General features: G+C 69.7%; 15 protein-coding genes and 2 pseudogenes. 13 read left to right on the forward strand and 4 right to left on the reverse strand.

The genetic code is table 11. The features are described from left to right. Positions 1-68 precede the first annotated feature (68 nt). Positions 69-1580 (reverse strand): glyceraldehyde-3-phosphate dehydrogenase, encoded by a 1512-nt coding sequence (locus tag LQ757_RS17980; protein ID WP_308195658.1) that lies wholly within the window; start codon positions 1578-1580, stop codon positions 69-71. Between the two features lie 290 nt (positions 1581-1870). Here LQ757_RS17980 and LQ757_RS17985 point away from each other — a divergent pair, with 290 nt between their 5' ends. From LQ757_RS17985 to LQ757_RS17995, 3 genes and pseudogenes are all read left to right on the forward strand, one after another. After that, complete coding sequence (locus LQ757_RS17985) at positions 1871-2365, forward strand: FAD-dependent oxidoreductase (RefSeq protein WP_231048644.1); 495 nt, start codon at positions 1871-1873, stop codon at positions 2363-2365. Continuing rightward, a pseudogene (locus LQ757_RS17990) lies at positions 2362-2688 on the forward strand (AraC-like ligand-binding domain-containing protein); the annotation flags it as partial. The gene LQ757_RS17985 and the pseudogene LQ757_RS17990, both read left to right, overlap by 4 nt. 9 nt (positions 2689-2697) lie before the next feature. Then, a pseudogene (locus tag LQ757_RS17995) lies at positions 2698-2781 on the forward strand (aldehyde dehydrogenase family protein); the annotation flags it as partial. A gap of 74 nt (positions 2782-2855) precedes the next feature. Here the strand turns inward: LQ757_RS17995 and LQ757_RS18000 are convergent. After that, positions 2856-3164, reverse strand: a complete 309-nt coding sequence (locus LQ757_RS18000; protein WP_231048645.1) for a VHS/ENTH/ANTH domain-containing protein — start codon at positions 3162-3164, stop codon at positions 2856-2858. 171 nt (positions 3165-3335) lie between these two features. On the opposite strand from LQ757_RS18000, the gene LQ757_RS18005 reads away from it, so the two are divergent. Beyond that, positions 3336-3497 (forward strand): hypothetical protein, encoded by a 162-nt coding sequence (locus tag LQ757_RS18005; RefSeq protein WP_231048646.1) that lies wholly within the window; start codon positions 3336-3338, stop codon positions 3495-3497. Positions 3498-3686: 189 nt separating this feature from the next. After that, complete coding sequence (locus LQ757_RS18010) at positions 3687-5351, forward strand: thiamine pyrophosphate-binding protein (protein ID WP_231048647.1); 1665 nt, start codon at positions 3687-3689, stop codon at positions 5349-5351. Between the two features lie 243 nt (positions 5352-5594). Here the strand turns inward: LQ757_RS18010 and LQ757_RS18015 are convergent, their stop codons facing one another. Further along, positions 5595-6983, reverse strand: a complete 1389-nt coding sequence (locus LQ757_RS18015) for an MFS transporter (RefSeq protein WP_231048648.1) — start codon at positions 6981-6983, stop codon at positions 5595-5597. A gap of 163 nt (positions 6984-7146) precedes the next feature. Further along, a complete protein-coding gene (locus LQ757_RS18020) occupies positions 7147-8046 on the reverse strand; it encodes a TIGR01777 family oxidoreductase (protein WP_231048649.1) in 900 nt (299 codons plus the stop codon). 159 nt (positions 8047-8205) lie between these two features. On the opposite strand from LQ757_RS18020, the gene hpaH reads away from it, so the two are divergent. The 8 genes from hpaH (at position 8206) to LQ757_RS18060 (ending at position 16760) form a co-directional block, all read left to right on the forward strand. Further along, on the forward strand, positions 8206-8991 hold the full coding sequence (gene hpaH / locus LQ757_RS18025; RefSeq protein WP_231048650.1) for a 2-oxo-hept-4-ene-1,7-dioate hydratase: 786 nt from the start codon (positions 8206-8208) through the stop codon (positions 8989-8991). Next, positions 8976-9803 (forward strand): aldolase/citrate lyase family protein, encoded by an 828-nt coding sequence (locus tag LQ757_RS18030; protein WP_231048651.1) that lies wholly within the window; start codon positions 8976-8978, stop codon positions 9801-9803. Before hpaH ends, LQ757_RS18030 begins: the two co-directional genes overlap by 16 nt. 201 nt (positions 9804-10004) lie before the next feature. Then, a complete protein-coding gene (locus LQ757_RS18035) occupies positions 10005-11582 on the forward strand; it encodes a fumarylacetoacetate hydrolase family protein (RefSeq protein ID WP_231048652.1) in 1578 nt (525 codons plus the stop codon). Continuing rightward, positions 11579-12280, forward strand: coding sequence for a GntR family transcriptional regulator (locus LQ757_RS18040; protein ID WP_231048653.1), 702 nt, complete (start codon positions 11579-11581; stop codon positions 12278-12280). The genes LQ757_RS18035 and LQ757_RS18040 overlap by 4 nt, the downstream gene beginning before the upstream one ends. A 29-nt stretch (positions 12281-12309) precedes the next feature. Beyond that, positions 12310-13845 carry a 5-carboxymethyl-2-hydroxymuconate semialdehyde dehydrogenase gene (gene hpaE / locus LQ757_RS18045; protein ID WP_231048654.1) on the forward strand — a complete coding sequence of 512 codons (1536 nt, stop codon included), beginning with the start codon at positions 12310-12312 and terminating at the stop codon, positions 13843-13845. Between the two features lie 79 nt (positions 13846-13924). Further along, positions 13925-15091, forward strand: coding sequence for a 3,4-dihydroxyphenylacetate 2,3-dioxygenase (gene hpaD, locus LQ757_RS18050; RefSeq protein ID WP_231048655.1), 1167 nt, complete (start codon positions 13925-13927; stop codon positions 15089-15091). Positions 15092-15138: 47 nt separating this feature from the next. Further along, positions 15139-15561, forward strand: coding sequence for a sugar 3,4-ketoisomerase (locus LQ757_RS18055; RefSeq protein ID WP_231048656.1), 423 nt, complete (start codon positions 15139-15141; stop codon positions 15559-15561). Beyond that, positions 15558-16760 carry an FAD-dependent oxidoreductase gene (locus tag LQ757_RS18060; protein WP_231048657.1) on the forward strand — a complete coding sequence of 401 codons (1203 nt, stop codon included), beginning with the start codon at positions 15558-15560 and terminating at the stop codon, positions 16758-16760. Before LQ757_RS18055 ends, LQ757_RS18060 begins: the two co-directional genes overlap by 4 nt. The last annotated feature ends 7 nt before the right edge of the window (positions 16761-16767 follow it).

Genomic DNA, 16767 nt, shown 5'->3' on the forward strand with positions numbered 1-16767 from the left:
TGCGCGTGCGGCGTGTCTTCCTGTTTTCGGGACGGGGGCGGCGGAGCCGCGGACGGCGCCGCGCCGACTCAGCCGACGGGCACGGCCTCGCGCGCGAGCAGCACCGGCTGGCGCTCGGGCAGCACGACGGGGTGCGTGCCCGCCATCGCCTCGATGACCCGCACGACCTGGCACGAGTAGCCGTACTCGTTGTCGTACCAGACGTAGAGCACCACGTCGGTGCCGTCGGCGATGGTGGCCAGGCCATCGACGATGCCGGCGCGGTTCGATCCGACGAAGTCGGTCGACACCACCTCGGGCGACTCGATGTAGTCGACCTGCTGGCGAAGCGGCGACGTGAGCGACACCTGCCGCAGGTAGCGGTTGATCGACGCCTTGTCGGCCGGCCGCTCGAGCTGCAGGTTCAGGATCGCGAGCGACACGTCGGGCGTCGGCACGCGGATGGCGCTGCCGGTGAGCTTGCCCGCGAGCTCGGGCAGTGCCTTCGCGACGGCCTTCGCGGCACCGGTCTCGGTGATGACCATGTTGAGCGCGGCCGAGCGCCCGCGCCGGTCGCCCTTGTGGAAGTTGTCGATGAGGTTCTGGTCGTTCGTGAACGAGTGCACGGTCTCGACGTGACCGCGGACGACCCCGTAGGCGTCGTTGACGGCCTTCAGCACGGGCGTGATGGCGTTCGTCGTGCACGAGGCTGCCGAGAGGATCGTGTCGGCCGGCTCGATGTCGTCGGTGTTGATGCCGTGCACGATGTTCTTGATGGCGCCCTTGCCGGGTGCGGTCAGCAGCACCTTGGAGACGCCGGTCGAGCGCAGGTGCTGCGACAGCCCCTCTTCATCGCGCCAGCGACCGGTGTTGTCGACGACGATCGCGTCGTCGATGCCGTACGCGGTGTAGTCGATCGTGGCCGGGTCGTTCGAGTAGATGACCTGGATGAGCGTGCCGTTCGCGAGGATCGTGTTCGCCTGCTCGTCGACCTCGATGGTGCCCTGGAACGGCCCGTGCACCGAGTCGCGGCGCAGCAGGCTCGCACGCTTCACGAGGTCGTTCTCGCTGCCCTTGCGCACGACGATCGCGCGCAGCCGCAGGCCGTGACCGCCACCGGTGTGCGCGATCAGGATACGGGCGAGCAGGCGCCCGATGCGACCGAACCCGTAGAGCACCACGTCGGTTCCGGATGCCTCGGGCACGACGGCCTCGCCGGCCGCGTCGCCCGCCGCGATGACCGATTCGAGCTCGGCGCGCACGAAGTCGGCGAGTCCGCGCGCGTCGCCCTCGCCGACGGCGTCGGCGTAACGCGTGACGAGACGCGCGACGTCGATCGAGGCGGGGCCCGGGGCGATCTCGCGCAGGGCCTCGAGCACCAGCATGGTGTCGGCGAGGTCGAGCTCGACGTCACCCGCCTGCCGGGCGAAGCGATGCGCCTTCAGCAACTCGATGGCCGAACGGTTGATGAGCCGGCGGCCGTGGATGGAGGTCACCACCCCGTGGTCTCGGTAGAGGCCGCCGATGAGCGGGATCATCCGCTCGGCGAGCTCTTCTTTGGCGATCCACTCGGCACGTCGGGCGTCGAACTCGTGAGACACGTTCATCCTCTCGGCCGAGCGCGCGGATGGGCAGCATCGACCACGTCAGTCAGTTGGGGGTGTGCCCGTATTGTATCGACCCGTCGTTGCGCGAATCCTGTACGCGCTGTCGCGAGCGGATGCCCCGACCCGCCACGACGACCACAGTGGGTGCCCGCGGCATCCGCTCGCGATCCCTTGCCGACTCCGACACTGATGCCAATCTGGCATCAGTGTTGGAGTCACGTGGATCCCGCGGTCACTCCGATTCGCCGAGGCGCGGCGCGTCGACGGCATCGGTGCCGTGGCCGATGCGGCGGTACACGTCGGGCTTCGTGCGCCGCAGCCGGTACGCCCAGATCTGGATCAAGATCGCGGGGCACCACTCGATGATCGCCTACGCGCCCACAGGCAACCCGATCGCCCTCGTGCGCAGCGAGTACTTCCTCGACGACGACACCACGATCCTCGTCGGGTTCGGCCCCGACCACACGGCCATCGACCTCGACGACCGCGTGTCGGTGCAGGAACTCGTGCGCCGCTGGCGACCCGACCTCGAGGTGCTCGAGACCGCCGGACACGACTGGAACGCCGACCCGTGGTCGGGCCAGACCTGGGCGTCACCGCGCAGCGGCCAGTTCGTCGAGGGCTGGAGCGTGTTCCACGGCCGCGAGACGCGACTTCGATTCGCCGGCGCCGACTGGGCCAAGGGCTGGAACGGGGTCGTGGTCGACGGCGCCATCGAGACGGGGATCACGACCGCCCGCGGCCTGATCGACGAGTTCCGCGAGGTGTCGCAGCGATGAACCACCTGAACCCTCAACTCACGCCGCCGGCACCGCGACGCACTCCGCATGCAGCGACCGAGATCACCGAGTTCTCGAGATTCCGTACCGCGGTGAGCGAGTCGTTCGTGCCGCTGCACGTGACGAGCGATCGCCCCGACCCGTTCAGCGGCTCGATCAGCCATGCCGAGGTCGACGGCGTGCACTTCTCGATCGTCTCGGCCACCGAGCACACCGTCGAGCGGACGCCGCGACTGGTCGCCGACACGGAGCGCCGGTACTTCAAGCTGGGCATCCAGCTCGAGGGCACCGGCCTGCTGGTGCAGGACGACCGCGAGACACTGATGCAGCCCGGCGCCAAGCAATCCGGCTTCGGCCTCGAATTCGGCGTCGAAGGCCTCAAGTCCCTCGGCATCCCCCAGATCATCAACGGCTGAACACCCGACACCGCAGACCGGCAACACACGGATGCCGCGAGCCGGTCAGGCCCGCGGCATCCGTGTTTCGCTGGTCAGCCGGCGAGCGGCTCGTCGTCGACGAAGCGGATGTCGTGCACGGCGATGCGCTGCGGCACGCCGTCGAATGCGGCGGCGCGCGCGTCGGAGGCCATGTACGCGGCCTCGAGGGCGAGGAACTCGTCGCGGTCGCCCGGCGTGCTCACGGCCCACACGAACTCGTTCGACTCACGGATGCCGTAAGCGAACTCGATCGCGAACCCGCCCCCGGTGCGGACTGCGACGACCGACTCACGCCACCAGGCGACGAACTCGTCGTAGGAACCGTCGACAAGGATGTACCGGCGCAATTGGATCGTCTTCATCCGATCATTCTGGTGCACGTCGACCTCTCGTTTCCGCCTGTCGACCCCTTACACGCATGACGACTGGCCGCGCAACCGCTCGACATGCCGGGCCTCGGTGTGGTCGAGTGGTCCCGAGATCCTCGCCGGCGCCCCCGCACGGCGCGGGATCGCAAGGGAAAGGGAAGATCCATGAACATCCTCCTGATCATCGTCGCCATCATCGCGATCATCCTGCTGTTCACCGGCGGATTCGTGCAGTCGCTGAACTTCCTGCTCTGGGTCGGCATCGTGCTGCTCGTGATCGCCGCGATCGTCTGGTTGGTGCGCATGATGGGCAGCCGCAGGGCCTGACCCGCGCGTCGAAGCCGACGCTGCAGTCACCGAACCGCGCCCGGGCGTCGGTTCGATAGACTCGTTGCGTCCAGGCGCCACGAGGCGCCGGTGCTCGAAAAATGGGCACGAAGCCGACCGGGCCGACACCTGAGCCGCGCGAGACACATACGGAGCCAACATCCGTCATCGTCTCGAATGGAATTCGTCATGCCCACCGTCTCGGCACTCGTCGCGCACACGCTCTCGGCCCACATCGACCACGTCTTCGGCGTGATGGGCAACGGCAACGCCCTGTTCCTCGACGCCCTCGACCGCACGTCGACGAGCTATACCGCCATGCGCCACGAGGCCGGCGGTGTCGTCGCCGCCGACGCGCACTTCCGTGCCTCCGGGCGGATCGCGGCGGCGACCGCCACCTACGGCGCGGGCTTCACGAACACGCTCACCGCACTCGCCGAGGCGGTGCAGGCGCGCATCCCGCTCGTTCTCGTCGTCGGCGACGAACCCACCACCGGCTCGCGCCCGTGGGGCGTCGATCAGATCGCGATGGCCTCGGGCGTGGGCGCGCGCACGTTCACGGTGGGCCGAACGGATGTCGCAGCCACGACCGTGCTCGCGATCGAGCACGCGCTGGCCAACCGCACCGCGGCGGTGCTCGCGATCCCCTACGACGTCGCAGGACTCGAGGTCGGCGAGCCCGACGCGAGGGCGGATGTCCCGGCTCCGGCCCTGCGCATTCCGTCGCCCATGACGCCGAAGGGCGAGTTCGCCACCCAGGTGCTCGTCGACACGGTCGCGGCGCTCGCCACGGCGCGTCGCCCGCTGCTGCTCGCGGGCCGCGGCGCCTGGCTCGCCGACGCCGGCGAGGCGCTCGGCGCCCTCGCCGCTGCCACGGGCGCGCTCACGCTCACGACTGCACTCGGCCGAGGCGTGTTCCCCGACGAGCGCTACGACCTCGGCGTCGCCGGCGGGTTCGGCGCCGATGAGGCGATGCGGCTCGTGCACGAGGCCGATGTGGCGGTCGTGTTCGGCGCGTCGCTCAACCAGTTCACCATGCGCTTCGGCGAGCTCTTCGCCCCGGGCACGCGGGTCGTACAGGTCGATGTCGCCGCGGCGGCGACGCACCCGAACGTTTCGTCGTTCCTCCGTGCCGACGCCGGGGTCGTCGCACGCGCCCTCGTCGACGAGCTGCACGTGATCGGCGCGAGCCCGTCGGGGTGGCGCGAGTCGGTCGACGTCGCGGCCGCACGCGCCTACGAGGCCGGCGACCGGGTCGCACCCGATGGGCGGCTCGACCCGCGTGCCGTCGCCGCCCGCATCGGCGAGCTGCTGCCCGAGGATCGCGTCGTCGTCTCCGACGGCGGTCACTTCATCGGCTGGGCGAACATGTACTGGCCCGTGGCCTCCCCCGACCGCATGATCATGGTCGGCACCGCATTCCAGTCGATCGGGCTCGGCTTCCCGAGCGTCCCCGGCGCGGCGCTCGCCCGCCCCGACTCGACGATCGTGCTCACGACGGGCGACGGCGGCGGACTCATGGCGCTCGCCGACCTCGAGAGCGCGGTGCGCGTCGCCCGCGGCCGAGGGCTGGCCGTGGTCTGGAACGATGCGGCCTACGGCGCCGAGGTGAATCTCTACGGGCTCAAGGGCCTCGCCGAGGCGCCCATGCTCATCCCCGAGACCGACTTCGCGGGCCTCGCCGCCGCGGTCGGCGCCGAGGGCGTCGTCGTGCGCGAGCTCGCCGATCTCGACCGGCTCGCCGATTGGGCCGCTCGACCCGCCGACGAGCGCCCGTTCCTCCTGCTCGACTGCCGCATCTCAGGCGGAGTGATCGCGCCCTACCAGCAGGAGATCATCCGCGTGAACAGCTGACGCTGCCTCCGCACGAAGAAGCGGATGCCCCGCGCCGAACACTCGGCGCGGGGCATCCGCTCGCTTGTGCACTTCGTGGCGCATTCCCGTGCCCGCGCCTTCCGGGGGTGCTTTCGTGCCATCTCGGCGCCGGTTGCACCGATTTCTGGCACGAATGCACCCCCGGAACGGTGAGCGGGCGGGGCGCTGCGCGGGCGGAGCGCTGCGCGCGGCGCGCGGCGCGCGGCGCGGGAAGCGTCGGCGCTATTTCTCCCAGATGAAGTGGCGGCTCGCCTGCTCGGCTTCGTGGTCGGGCCCGAGCGGGATGCGCGTGCGGTCGCGCAGCAGCAGGGTTGCGGCGAACGCGACGATCATGACGCCCGCGATGTAGAAGGCGACCGACGTGGCCGTCCCGGTCGACTGCACGAGCCAGGCCGCGATCGTCGGGGCGAACGCGCCACCGAGGATGGCACCGATCGCGTAGGTGATCGAGACACCCGAGTAGCGGATCGACGCTGGGAACAGCTCGGTGAAGTACGCCGCCTGCTGGCCGTAGGTGAAGCCGTTGCCGATCGCGAAGAGCGAGACGCCGAGGAACAGCAGCCAGGGGTTGCCGGTGGTCGCGAGGGGGAACAGCAGGAACACCGTCGCGAGGAAGGCGATCCACCCGATGATGTAGGTGTTGCGCCGGCCGATGCGGTCCGAGACGATGCCGGCCGCGAACGTGCAGATGAGCCAGACGACGGATGCTCCGGCGACGGCGAGCAGCACAGGGGTGCGCTCCATGCCGACGAGACCGCCCTCTTCGATCGGCATCGTCGCGTAGTTCTGCAGGTACCCGCCCGTGGTCATGTAGCCCGCAGCGTTGTTGCCCGCGAACGTCAGGGCGGCGAGCAGCACGAGCAGCCAGTGCTTGCGGAACAGGGTGAAGATCGGGGTCTTCGCCTCCTCCTTCTTCGCGGCGATCTCCTGGAACACGGGGCTCTCGTCGACCGCGCGGCGCACGACGATGCCGACGATGATGAGCACGAAGCTCAGCAGGAACGGGATGCGCCAGCCCCACTCCAGGAACGCGTCACCGGGTGAGATGACACCGGTCATGAGCGCGAGCACGCCCGAGGCGAGGAGCAGGCCGATCGGCACGCCGATCTGCGGGAATGCGCCGAGTCGGCCCCGCTTGTCGTCGGGCGCGTGCTCGACGGCCATGAGCACCGCACCGCCCCACTCGCCACCGGTCGAGAGCCCCTGGAGGATGCGCAGCAGGATGAGCAGGATGGGCGCGGCGATGCCGATCTGCTCGTAGGTCGGCAGGACCCCGATGAGGGTCGTCGCCGCACCCATCAGGATGAGCGTGACCACGAGCATGGCCTTGCGGCCGACCTTGTCGCCGAAGTGGCCGGCGAGGAACGCACCGAGCGGACGGAAGAGGAAGCTGATGCCGACGGTGGCGAACGCCAGGATGGTAGCGAACTGCGGGCCGGCCGGCGCGAAGAAGAGCGCGCCGAAGACGAGCCCGGCGGCGCTCGCGTACAGGAAGAAGTCGTACCACTCGATGGTGGTGCCGATCACGGTGGCGAGTGCTACTCGACGAAGCTCGTGCGGTCGCGTCTTGGCGTGGAACCCAGTGCTCCCATTGGCTGATGTCGCGGTCATGGCGGTATTCGACTCCTCTGTCGGGTCCGCGGGCGGGGGTGGCGTTCGCGTCGTCGGATCGATGATCCGGGGCGAGGCTTGTTCCTCAGAATAATATACGATTTCGGATACATCGCAACCAGCCGCGGTGCTGCTCGACGCTGCTCATCCGGACACACGGTGATCACCGCGTGACCGCCAGCGCCGCGACGGTCGCCTCGTGTTCGGTGCGGTAGGTGAATTCGAACCCCGTGCGCTCGAGGACCACCGGGCGCACGCGGGCGTCGGTGGTCAGGACCGACTCGGTGAGGTCGCGCCCCACGACGAGCCTGAGCGCCCATTCCGGAACCGGCACCAGGAACGGTCGGTGCATCGCGTGCGCGATCGATCGCCCGATGTCGTTCGACGTCGCCGGCGTCGGCCCCGACAGGTTCACCGTGCCGTAGATGTCGGAGTCGATGACGTGCCTGATCGCGCGAACCTCGTCTTCGAGCGAGATCCACGGCCACGTCTGGGTGCCCCGCCCGATGGGCCCGCCGACGCCGAGCGCGGTGAGGCGGATGAGCGGCTTGAGCACTCCATCGCGGTGGAGGATCGGCGCGGTTCTGATGGCCACGACCCGGCACGAATCACCGGCTCGACGCGCTTCTCGTTCCCAGTCCATGCAGAGGCGTGCGAGGAATGTCGTGCCCGGATCGGACCCCTCGGTGAGCTCGACGCCGGGGCGACTGCCGTAGTACCCCACCGCCGACGCCGAGACGAACGCGGGCGCGTCGTCCGCGAGCGCTCGGAGGGCGGTCGCGAGGGCACGCGTGGGGCCGAGCCGCGATTCGCGCAGGATGCGTCGGTACTTCCGGGTCCATGGCAGTCGCCCGATGTTCGCCCCGTTCAGACCGACGACCGCCTTCGCGCCCGCCAACAGTCGCGGATCGAGGGGTCGGTCGCCCGTGAGCCACTCGATCTCGTCGGCGCGTCGCGCCGGCCGGCGGACGAGCCGCATCACCGTCACTCCATCCGCGCGCAGGCTGTGCGCGAGCGCGGTGCCGATGAGGCCGGACGACCCGCCGATCACCACGGTGGCCATGACACCTCCTTCGCCCGGGCGTCTGAACCGCGGCGTGGGTCCGCGGAGACCCGCTCTGCCCATGTGGCGACCATAGCCGACGCCTCCGGCGCGCCATCCGGCGATGAATCGTATACGATCACAGGCAAGCAGCAATCTCGACGACGAAGTGGAGCTCACGTGCTCGACCCCTCCCGTATCTCGGCGATCGCCGACGAACTCGCCGCCGCCGAGCGCGACCGCACCACCGTGCCACTGCTCACGGCCCGGAACCCCGACATGACCGTCGACGACGCCTATGCCGTGCAGAAGCGCTGGGCCGACTCACGGCGGGAGTCGGGCGCGAGGCTCGTGGGCCGCAAGATCGGCCTCACGTCGAAGGTCATGCAGGTCGCCACCGGCATCACCGAGCCCGACTACGGCGTGATCTTCGACGACATGGTGCTCGAGTCCGGGGCATCCGTCGAGTTCGACCGCTTCTCGAACGTGCGCATCGAGGTCGAACTCGCGTTCGTGCTCGCCAAGCCGCTCGAGGGCCCGCATGTCACGGTCTTCGACGTGCTCGATGCCACGGCCTACGTCGTTCCGGCGCTCGAGATCCTGAACTCGCACATCGAACTGCAGGGACGCACGATCGTCGACACGATCAGCGACAACGCAGCCATGGGCGCGATGGTCGTCGGTGGGCGGCCCGTGAAGGTCGACGAGGTCGACCTGCGCTGGGTCTCGGCACTCCTCTACCGCAACCAGACCATCGAGGAGTCGGGCGTCGCCGCGGCGGTGCTCGGGCACCCCGCGATGGGCGTGGCCTGGCTCGCGAACAAGCTCGCGCAGCACGAGCAGTCGCTCGGCGAGGGCGAGATCATCCTGGCCGGGTCGTTCACGCGACCGATGTGGGTCGAACGCGGCGACACGGTGCACGCCGACTACGGACAGCTGGGGGCGGTCACATGCCGGTTCGAGTGAACCTTCCCGAGACGTTCGCCGCGCGCATCGCCGCGGCGTCTCGCCCGCAGGTCGGCATGTGGGTCTGCTCGGGCAGCCCGATCATCGCCGAGATCGCGGCGGGAAGCGGCGTCGACTGGGTGCTCATCGACGCCGAGCACTCCCCCAACGGCCTCGAGTCGATCCTCGGGCAGCTGTATGCCATGTCGGGCTACCCCGTCGCCCCGGTCGTGCGCCCGCCGATCGGCGACACGGTCGTGCTCAAGCAGTACCTCGACCTCGGCGTGCAGAACCTGCTCGTGCCGATGGTCGACTCTGCCGAGCAGGCCGCCGAGCTCGTGCGGGCGATGCGGTATCCGGGTGGCGGTGTTCGCGGCGTGGGAGCATCGCTCGCCCGGTCGTCGCGGTGGAACCGCGTCGAGGAGTACCTGCAGCACGCCTCCGCGACGATCAGCCTCACGGTGCAGATCGAGTCGGCGGCGGCCGTGGCAGCGGCTGCCGAGATCGCCGCGGTCGGCGGGGTCGACGCGCTCTTCGTGGGGCCGGCCGACCTCGCCGCCTCGATGGGCGTGCTCGGGCAGCAGAGCCACCCCGATGTCGTGGCCGCCGTGCTCTCGTCGATCGAGGCCGGTCGGGCCGCGGGCAAGCCCGTGGGTGTCAACGCGTTCGTGCCCGAGGATGCCGAGCGCTATCTGGCTGCCGGGGCATCCTTCGTCGCGGTCGGCGCCGACGTGGCGATCCTGGCGCGTGCGTCCGAGGGGCTCGCCGACCGCTTCATCCCGCAAACCGGGGCGGATGTCCCGGGCGCCGACGCCCCCCGCACGAGCTACTGACATGTCGCCGCCGATTCTGAGGACGTCTGCAGATCCGAGGACGCCGACATCCCCAGTCGACCGCGGAACGGCCGAACTCCTCCGAATTCCCGCGAGTGGGCTTCGGGGCACGGGCGACGACAACGCGGGCGGGAGTCGGCTGCTCTGGCGCTCCACCCGCAGATCGTATATCATTTCAGATATTGAGAGACGAGGACGTCTATGACGAACGACTTCACCGCGACGCGCGGCGGCGGCATCCCCACACCGGGCAAGGTCATCGCCGTCCACCTCAACTACCCGTCGCGAGCGGCCCAACGCGGTCGCACCCCGGCGCAGCCGAGCTACTTCATCAAGCCCTCCTCGTCGATCGCGGCATCGGGCGGCACGCTCGAGCGCCCCGCCGGCACCGAACTCCTGGCCTTCGAGGGCGAGATCGCCCTCATCATCGGCGAGCCCGCGCGACGCGTCACTCCCGAGCGCGGCTGGAGCCACGTGGCATCCGTCACCGCCGCCAACGACCTCGGCGTCTACGACCTGCGCGCCGCCGACAAGGGCTCGAACGTGCGCTCGAAGGGCGGCGACGGGTTCACCCCGCTCGGCCCGACCGCGATCCCCACCGACGGCATCGGCGAAGACGCCTGGCGCGTGCGCACGTGGGTCAACGGCGAACTGGTGCAGGATGACTCGTCGGCGACGCTGCTCTTCCCCTTCGGACGGCTCGTGGCCGACCTGTCGCAGCTCATGACGCTCGAGACCGGCGACGTCATCCTCACGGGCACACCGGCGGGCTCTTCGGTGATCGTGCCCGGTGATGTCGTCGAGGTCGAGGTCGACGCGCCCGAGGCTCCCGGGGCGCCGTCGACCGGCCGGCTCGTGACGACGGTCACGCAGGGGACGGCCGAGTTCGGCGACTTCGGCACCAAGCCCGCCGTCGACGACCTGCAGCGCGTCGAGGCGTGGGGCAGCAAGTCCGAGCTCGCGGCGGCGGTCGCCGCCGGTCGCGCGAGCGCACTGACCGCCGAGCCGCCGTCGGCCTCAGCGGCTGCGCAAGCCGCCGACGTCCTCACCGACGAGGTGCGCGAGCTCATCGAGTCGACCGCCGTCGCGACCCTGAGCGTCGCGCTGCGCAAGCGCGGTTATCACGACATCTTCATCGAGGGGGTGCGCGCCAACCACCCCGGCGACCGCATCCTGGGCACGGCCAAGACGCTGCGGTTCATCCCGTTCCGCCCCGACCTGTTCGCGCAGCACGGTGGCGGGTTCAACGCGCAGAAGGTCGCGTTCGACACCGTCGAGCCAGGCGAGGTGCTCGTGGTCGAGGCCCGCGGCGAGCGCGGCACCGGCACGGTGGGCGACGTGCTCGCGCTGCGCGCGCAGGTGCGCGGCGCGGCCGGCATCGTCACCGACGGCGGGGTGCGCGACTTCGACGCAGTCGCCGGCTTCGAGATCCCCGTGTTCTCGCAGGGCTCGCACCCGAGCGTGCTCGGGCGCAAGCACGTGCCGTGGGAGGTCGACGTCACCATCGCCTGCGGCGGCGCCGCCGTGCAGCCGGGCGATGTCATCGTGGGCGACGGCGACGGCGTCATCGTGATCCCGCCGCACCTCGTCGCCGAGGTGGCCGCCGAGGCGGCCGAGCAGGAGCGGCAGGACGCCTACGTCGCGGAGCAGGTCGCCGGCGGGGCATCCGTCGACGGGTTGTTCCCCATGAACGCGGAATGGCTCGCTCGGTACCGCGCAGGTCTCGAGACGCGACCGGCTTCGCCGGGCGCTCCTCGACCCACCGAGGAGTCGCGGTGAGCGCCGAGAGCAAGTCGCAGCGGGCCTACGGCTTCATCCGCGCACGCATCGACGACGGCCGCTACGTGCCAGGCTACCGGCTCGTGCTCGGCTCGATCGCCCGTGAGCTCGACGTGAGCGTCGTGCCCGTGCGCGAGGCGATCCGCCGGCTCGAGGCCGAGGGACTCGTGACGTTCGAACGCAACGTCGGCGCACAGGTCGCGCTCATCAAGGAGACCGAGTACCTGCACACCATGCAGACGCTCGCGCTCGTCGAGGGCGCGGCCACCGCGCTCTCGGCGTCGCAGCTCACCCCCGACCACCTGCGCCGGGCGCGCGAGGTCAATGCGCGCATGCGCCGTTCGCTCGACGACTTCGATCCCCATCGGTTCACCGAGCTCAATCTCGAGTTCCACTCGGTGCTGTTCGAGGAGTGCCCGAACCCGCACATCCTCGACCTCGTGCACCGCGGCTGGAACCGCATGAAGGTGCTGCGCGACTCGTCGTTCAGCTTCGTGCCCGGACGGGCCCTCGAGTCCGTCGACGAGCACGACCGCATCCTCGACCTCATCGAGACGGGCGCCGACCCGCTCGACATCGAACTCGCGGCACGCCGGCACCGCACCGCCACGCTCGACGCGGTGCTCGCGTACCAGAGCGAGCACAAGCCGCACGCGACGGATGTCCCGGGCCCCGAGTCATCCGCCATCTCAGCCTGAATCCACCCATCGATCGGAAAGCATCAGCCATGACGCACCACATCCCCGAGGGCCTGCCCGACCGCATCCGCCACTACATCGACGGCGAGTTCGTCGACTCGGTCGGCGGCGAGACCTTCGACGTCCTCGACCCCGTCTCGAACGAGACCTACGTGCAGGCCGCCGCGGGCCAGAAGGCCGACATCGACCGGGCCGTCGCGGCAGCCGAACGAGCCTTCCGCGAAGGCCCGTGGCCGAAGATGCTCCCGCGCGAACGCTCGCGGGTGCTGCACAAGGTCGCCAATATCGTCGAGTCCCGCGACGCGCAGCTGGCCGAGCTGGAGTCGTTCGACTCGGGCCTGCCGATCACGCAGGCCCTCGGGCAGGCGCGGCGTGCGGCTGAGAACTTCCGGTTCTTCGCCGACCTGATCGTGGCGCAGGCAGACGACACCTACAAGGTGCCCGGCCGCCAGATCAACTACGTCAACCGCAAGCCGATCGGCGTCGCCGGGCTCATCACGCCCTGGAACACGCCGTTCATGCTCGAGTCGTGGAAGCTCGGCCCGGCGCTCGCCACCGGCAACACCGTCGTCCTGAAGCCGGCCGAGTTCACCCCGCTCTCGGCATCGCTATGGGCCGGGATCTTCGAGGAGGCCGGCCTGCCGAAGGGCGTGTTCAACCTCGTCAACGGGCTCGGTGAAGAGGCGGGCGACGCGCTCGTGAAGCATCCCGACGTGCCGCTCATCTCGTTCACCGGCGAGAGCTCGACCGGATCGCTGATCTTCGGGAACGCCGCACCGTTCCTCAAGGGCCTCTCGATGGAGCTCGGCGGCAAGTCGCCGGCCGTCGTGTTCGCCGACGCCGACCTCGACGCCGCGATCGACGCCACGATCTTCGGCGTGTTCTCGCTCAACGGCGAACGCTGCACGGCCGGTTCGCGCATCCTCGTCGAACGCCCGGTGTACGACGAGTTCGTCGAGCGCTACGCCGCGCAGGCCAAGCGCGTCGTCGTGGGCGACCCGCACGACCCTGCGACCGAGGTCGGGGCGCTCGTGCACCCGGAGCATTACGCCAAGGTGATGTCGTACGTCGAGATCGGCAAGACCGAGGGTCGCCTGGTCGCCGGCGGCGGTCGGCCCGAGGGCTTCCCCACCGGCAACTACGTCGCCCCTACGGTATTCGCCGACGTGGCCCCCGACGCCCGCATCTTCCAGGAGGAGATCTTCGGACCGGTCGTGGCGATCACCCCGTTCGACACCGACGAAGAGGCGCTCGAGCTCGCCAACGGCGTCAAGTACGGGCTCGCCGCCTACATCTGGACGAACGACCTGAAGCGTGCGCACAACTTCTCGCAGGCGGTCGAGGCCGGCATGGTCTGGCTCAACTCGAACAACGTGCGCGACCTGCGCACCCCGTTCGGCGGCGTCAAGGCCTCGGGCCTCGGCCATGAGGGCGGCTACCGCTCGATCGACTTCTACACCGACCAGCAGGCCGTGCACATCACCCTCGGTGCCGTGCACAACCCGACATTCGGCAAGGCCGAGCACCACAACGTGACTGAGCTCGACGACCCCGACCCGCGCTGAAACTGTCGGTCGAGTAGGCGCGCCAGCGCCGTATCGAGACCACTCCGAGACATCCCATACCCCAGGCAAGGACGCTGACATGACCAACCGCGACGACATGACCCTCACCTCCTCGGGCTTCTACGTGAGCCAGGAGGCGCCGATCCACACCGACAACCCCATCCCGACCCCCACCGCCCCCGCGCCCGACATCCTGCGTTGTGCGTACATGGAGCTCGTCGTGACCGACCTCGCCGCCTCGCGCGAGTTCTACGTCGACGTGCTCGGCCTCTACGTCACCGAGGAGGACGAGGAGGCGATCTACCTCCGCTCGACCGAGGAGTTCATCCACCACAACCTCGTGCTGCGCCAGGGCGAGCTCGCGGCGGTCGCCGCGTTCTCGTACCGCGTGCGCACCCCCGAGGACCTCGACCGCGCGGTCGCGTTCTACACCGAGCTCGGATGTCGCGTCGAGCGCCGCTCGGAGGGTTTCACCAAGGGCATCGGCGACTCGGTTCGGGTCGAGGATCCGCTCGGCTTCCCGTACGAGTTCTTCTTCCAGACCGAACACGTCGAGCGGCTCTCGTGGCGCTACGACCTGCACACGCCCGGCGAGCTCGTGCGGCTCGACCATTTCAACCAGGTCACCCCCGACGTGCCGCGCGCCGTGAACTTCATGCAGTCGCTCGGGTTCCGCGTCACCGAGGACATCCAGGACGAGCAGGGCACCGTCTACGCCGCGTGGATGCGACGCAAGCCCACCGTGCACGACACCGCGATGACGGGCGGCGACGGCCCCCGCATGCACCACGTCGCGTTCGCGACGCACGAGAAGCACAACATCCTCGCGATCTGCGACAAGCTCGGGGCGCTCCGCCGCTCCGACGCGATCGAGCGCGGCCCCGGACGCCACGGCGTCTCGAACGCGTTCTACCTGTACCTGCGCGACCCCGACGGCCACCGAGTCGAGATCTACACGCAGGACTACTACACGGGCGACCCCGACAACCCCGTCGTCACGTGGGACGTGCACGACAACCAGCGCCGCGACTGGTGGGGCAACCCCGTCGTGCCCTCGTGGTACACCGACGCCTCGCTCGTGCTCGACCTCGACGGCAACCCCAAGGAGGTCGTCGCCCGCACCGATGCGAGCGAGATGGCGGTGACGATCGGCGCCGACGGCTTCTCGTACACCCGCGCGGCCGAGGGCGAGGAGTCCATGCCCGAGTGGAAGAAGGGCGAGTACAAGCTCGGCCACCAGCTGTAACCGCGTCTTCTCCTGTCTGGTCGTTCAGGCGATATACAGTTCTGTGCATGTCGGCCAACGGAGAGTCCGTCCTTCTCGACGGTGCAGTGCGCGTCCTCGAGCTCGAGAGCTTCCGCGACCACCGCGGTTCGCTCACCCCGATCACCCTCGATGACGCCGACTTCAGCGTCGCCCGCACGTTCGTCGTGAACGCACCGCGAGGAGCAGTCCGGGGCGGCCATGCCCACCGGCAGGTCCGCCAAGTGCTGTTCCGTGCGAGCGGGGTCATCGATGTCGACTTCAGCCACCGCGGTGAGCGCGCTCGGGTCACCCTCGACGCCGACTGCCCCGCGGTACTGATCGAGCCGGGTGTCTGGGCGCAGCAGACCTACCTCGACGACGGGTCGACGCTCATCGTGTTCGCCGACGGTCCGTACGACTCCGCCGAGTACGTACGCGGCGACCCGGTCGAATCCGGGGCGTCCTCGTGAGCCGTCGGCGCGCCGCCGTCCTCGGCGCCGGCATCATGGGCAGTGCGCTCGCGATCAATCTGGCTCGCCGAGGTCTCGACGTGACCCTCTTCGACCGCGAGGCCGCGCCGATGGCCGCGACGAGCCGCTGGAACGAGGGCAAGATCCACCTCGGATACCTGTACGGCGCCGACCCGACGACGGCAACGGCCGAGCACATCCTTCCCGGAGGCCTGCTGTTCGGGCACTACGCCCGCGAACTCGTCGGCGATCTCGACGGGCACATCACCGCCGACGACGACATCTACCTGCTGCACCGGGACTCGGTCGTGGGCGCAGACGTCATGCGCGCGAAGTTCGACGCGATCAGCGAGCTCATTCAGCGACATCCCGATGCCGCACGCTACCTCGTCGACGTGTCCGACGCGAAGGTGACCGACCTCGCACCAGCCGAACTGAGCGACATCGCCGGCGAGGGAATCGTGGCGGGGTTCCGCGTGCCCGAGCGCTCGGTCGACACCCGGTGGTTCGCGAATCGGCTCGCCGAGGCCGTCGCCGCGGAACCGGGCGTGACGTCTCGCCTCGGCACCACGGTCCTCGCGGCCGAGCCGATCGATGCGCCGGATGGGCGCTGGCGCGTGCGCACCGATGGCGGCGACGACGACTTCGATGTCGTGGTGAACGCGCTCTGGAGCGGCCGGCTCACGGTCGACACGACGGCGGGCCTGGCCCCGCAGGGGCCGTGGAATCACCGCTACCGGCTCTGCGTGTTCATCCGCACCCGAGCCGAACACGACGTGCCGAGCACGATCGTCGCCGTCGGGCCCTTCGGCGACGTCAAGAACTACAACGGCCGGGACTTCTACCTCTCGTGGTACCCCGTCGGACTCGTCGCCGAGGGCGCCGAACTGGAACTGGACGCTCCGGCTCTCCCGACCGGGCCCGACCTCGAGGCGTTCATCGACGACGTGCGCGTCGCGCTCGAACGGGTGATGCCCGGCGTCGGCCGCGTGTTCGACGACGCCGTCGACACGATCGTGCACGGCGGCTTCGTGTTCGCGCAGTCGCGGGGCGGTGCCCTCGACGATCCGAGCTCGGGGCTGCATCGTCGCGACCGCTACGGTGTCGAACGGCGGGGCGCCTACTATTCGGTCGACACCGGCAAGTACTCCACCGCACCGTGGAGCGCCAGCCGGCTCGCCGCCGAGATCGCCGGCTGAGTGCCGC

This window comes from Agromyces cavernae (assembly GCF_021044935.1).
Classification (GTDB): domain Bacteria; phylum Actinomycetota; class Actinomycetes; order Actinomycetales; family Microbacteriaceae; genus Agromyces; species Agromyces cavernae.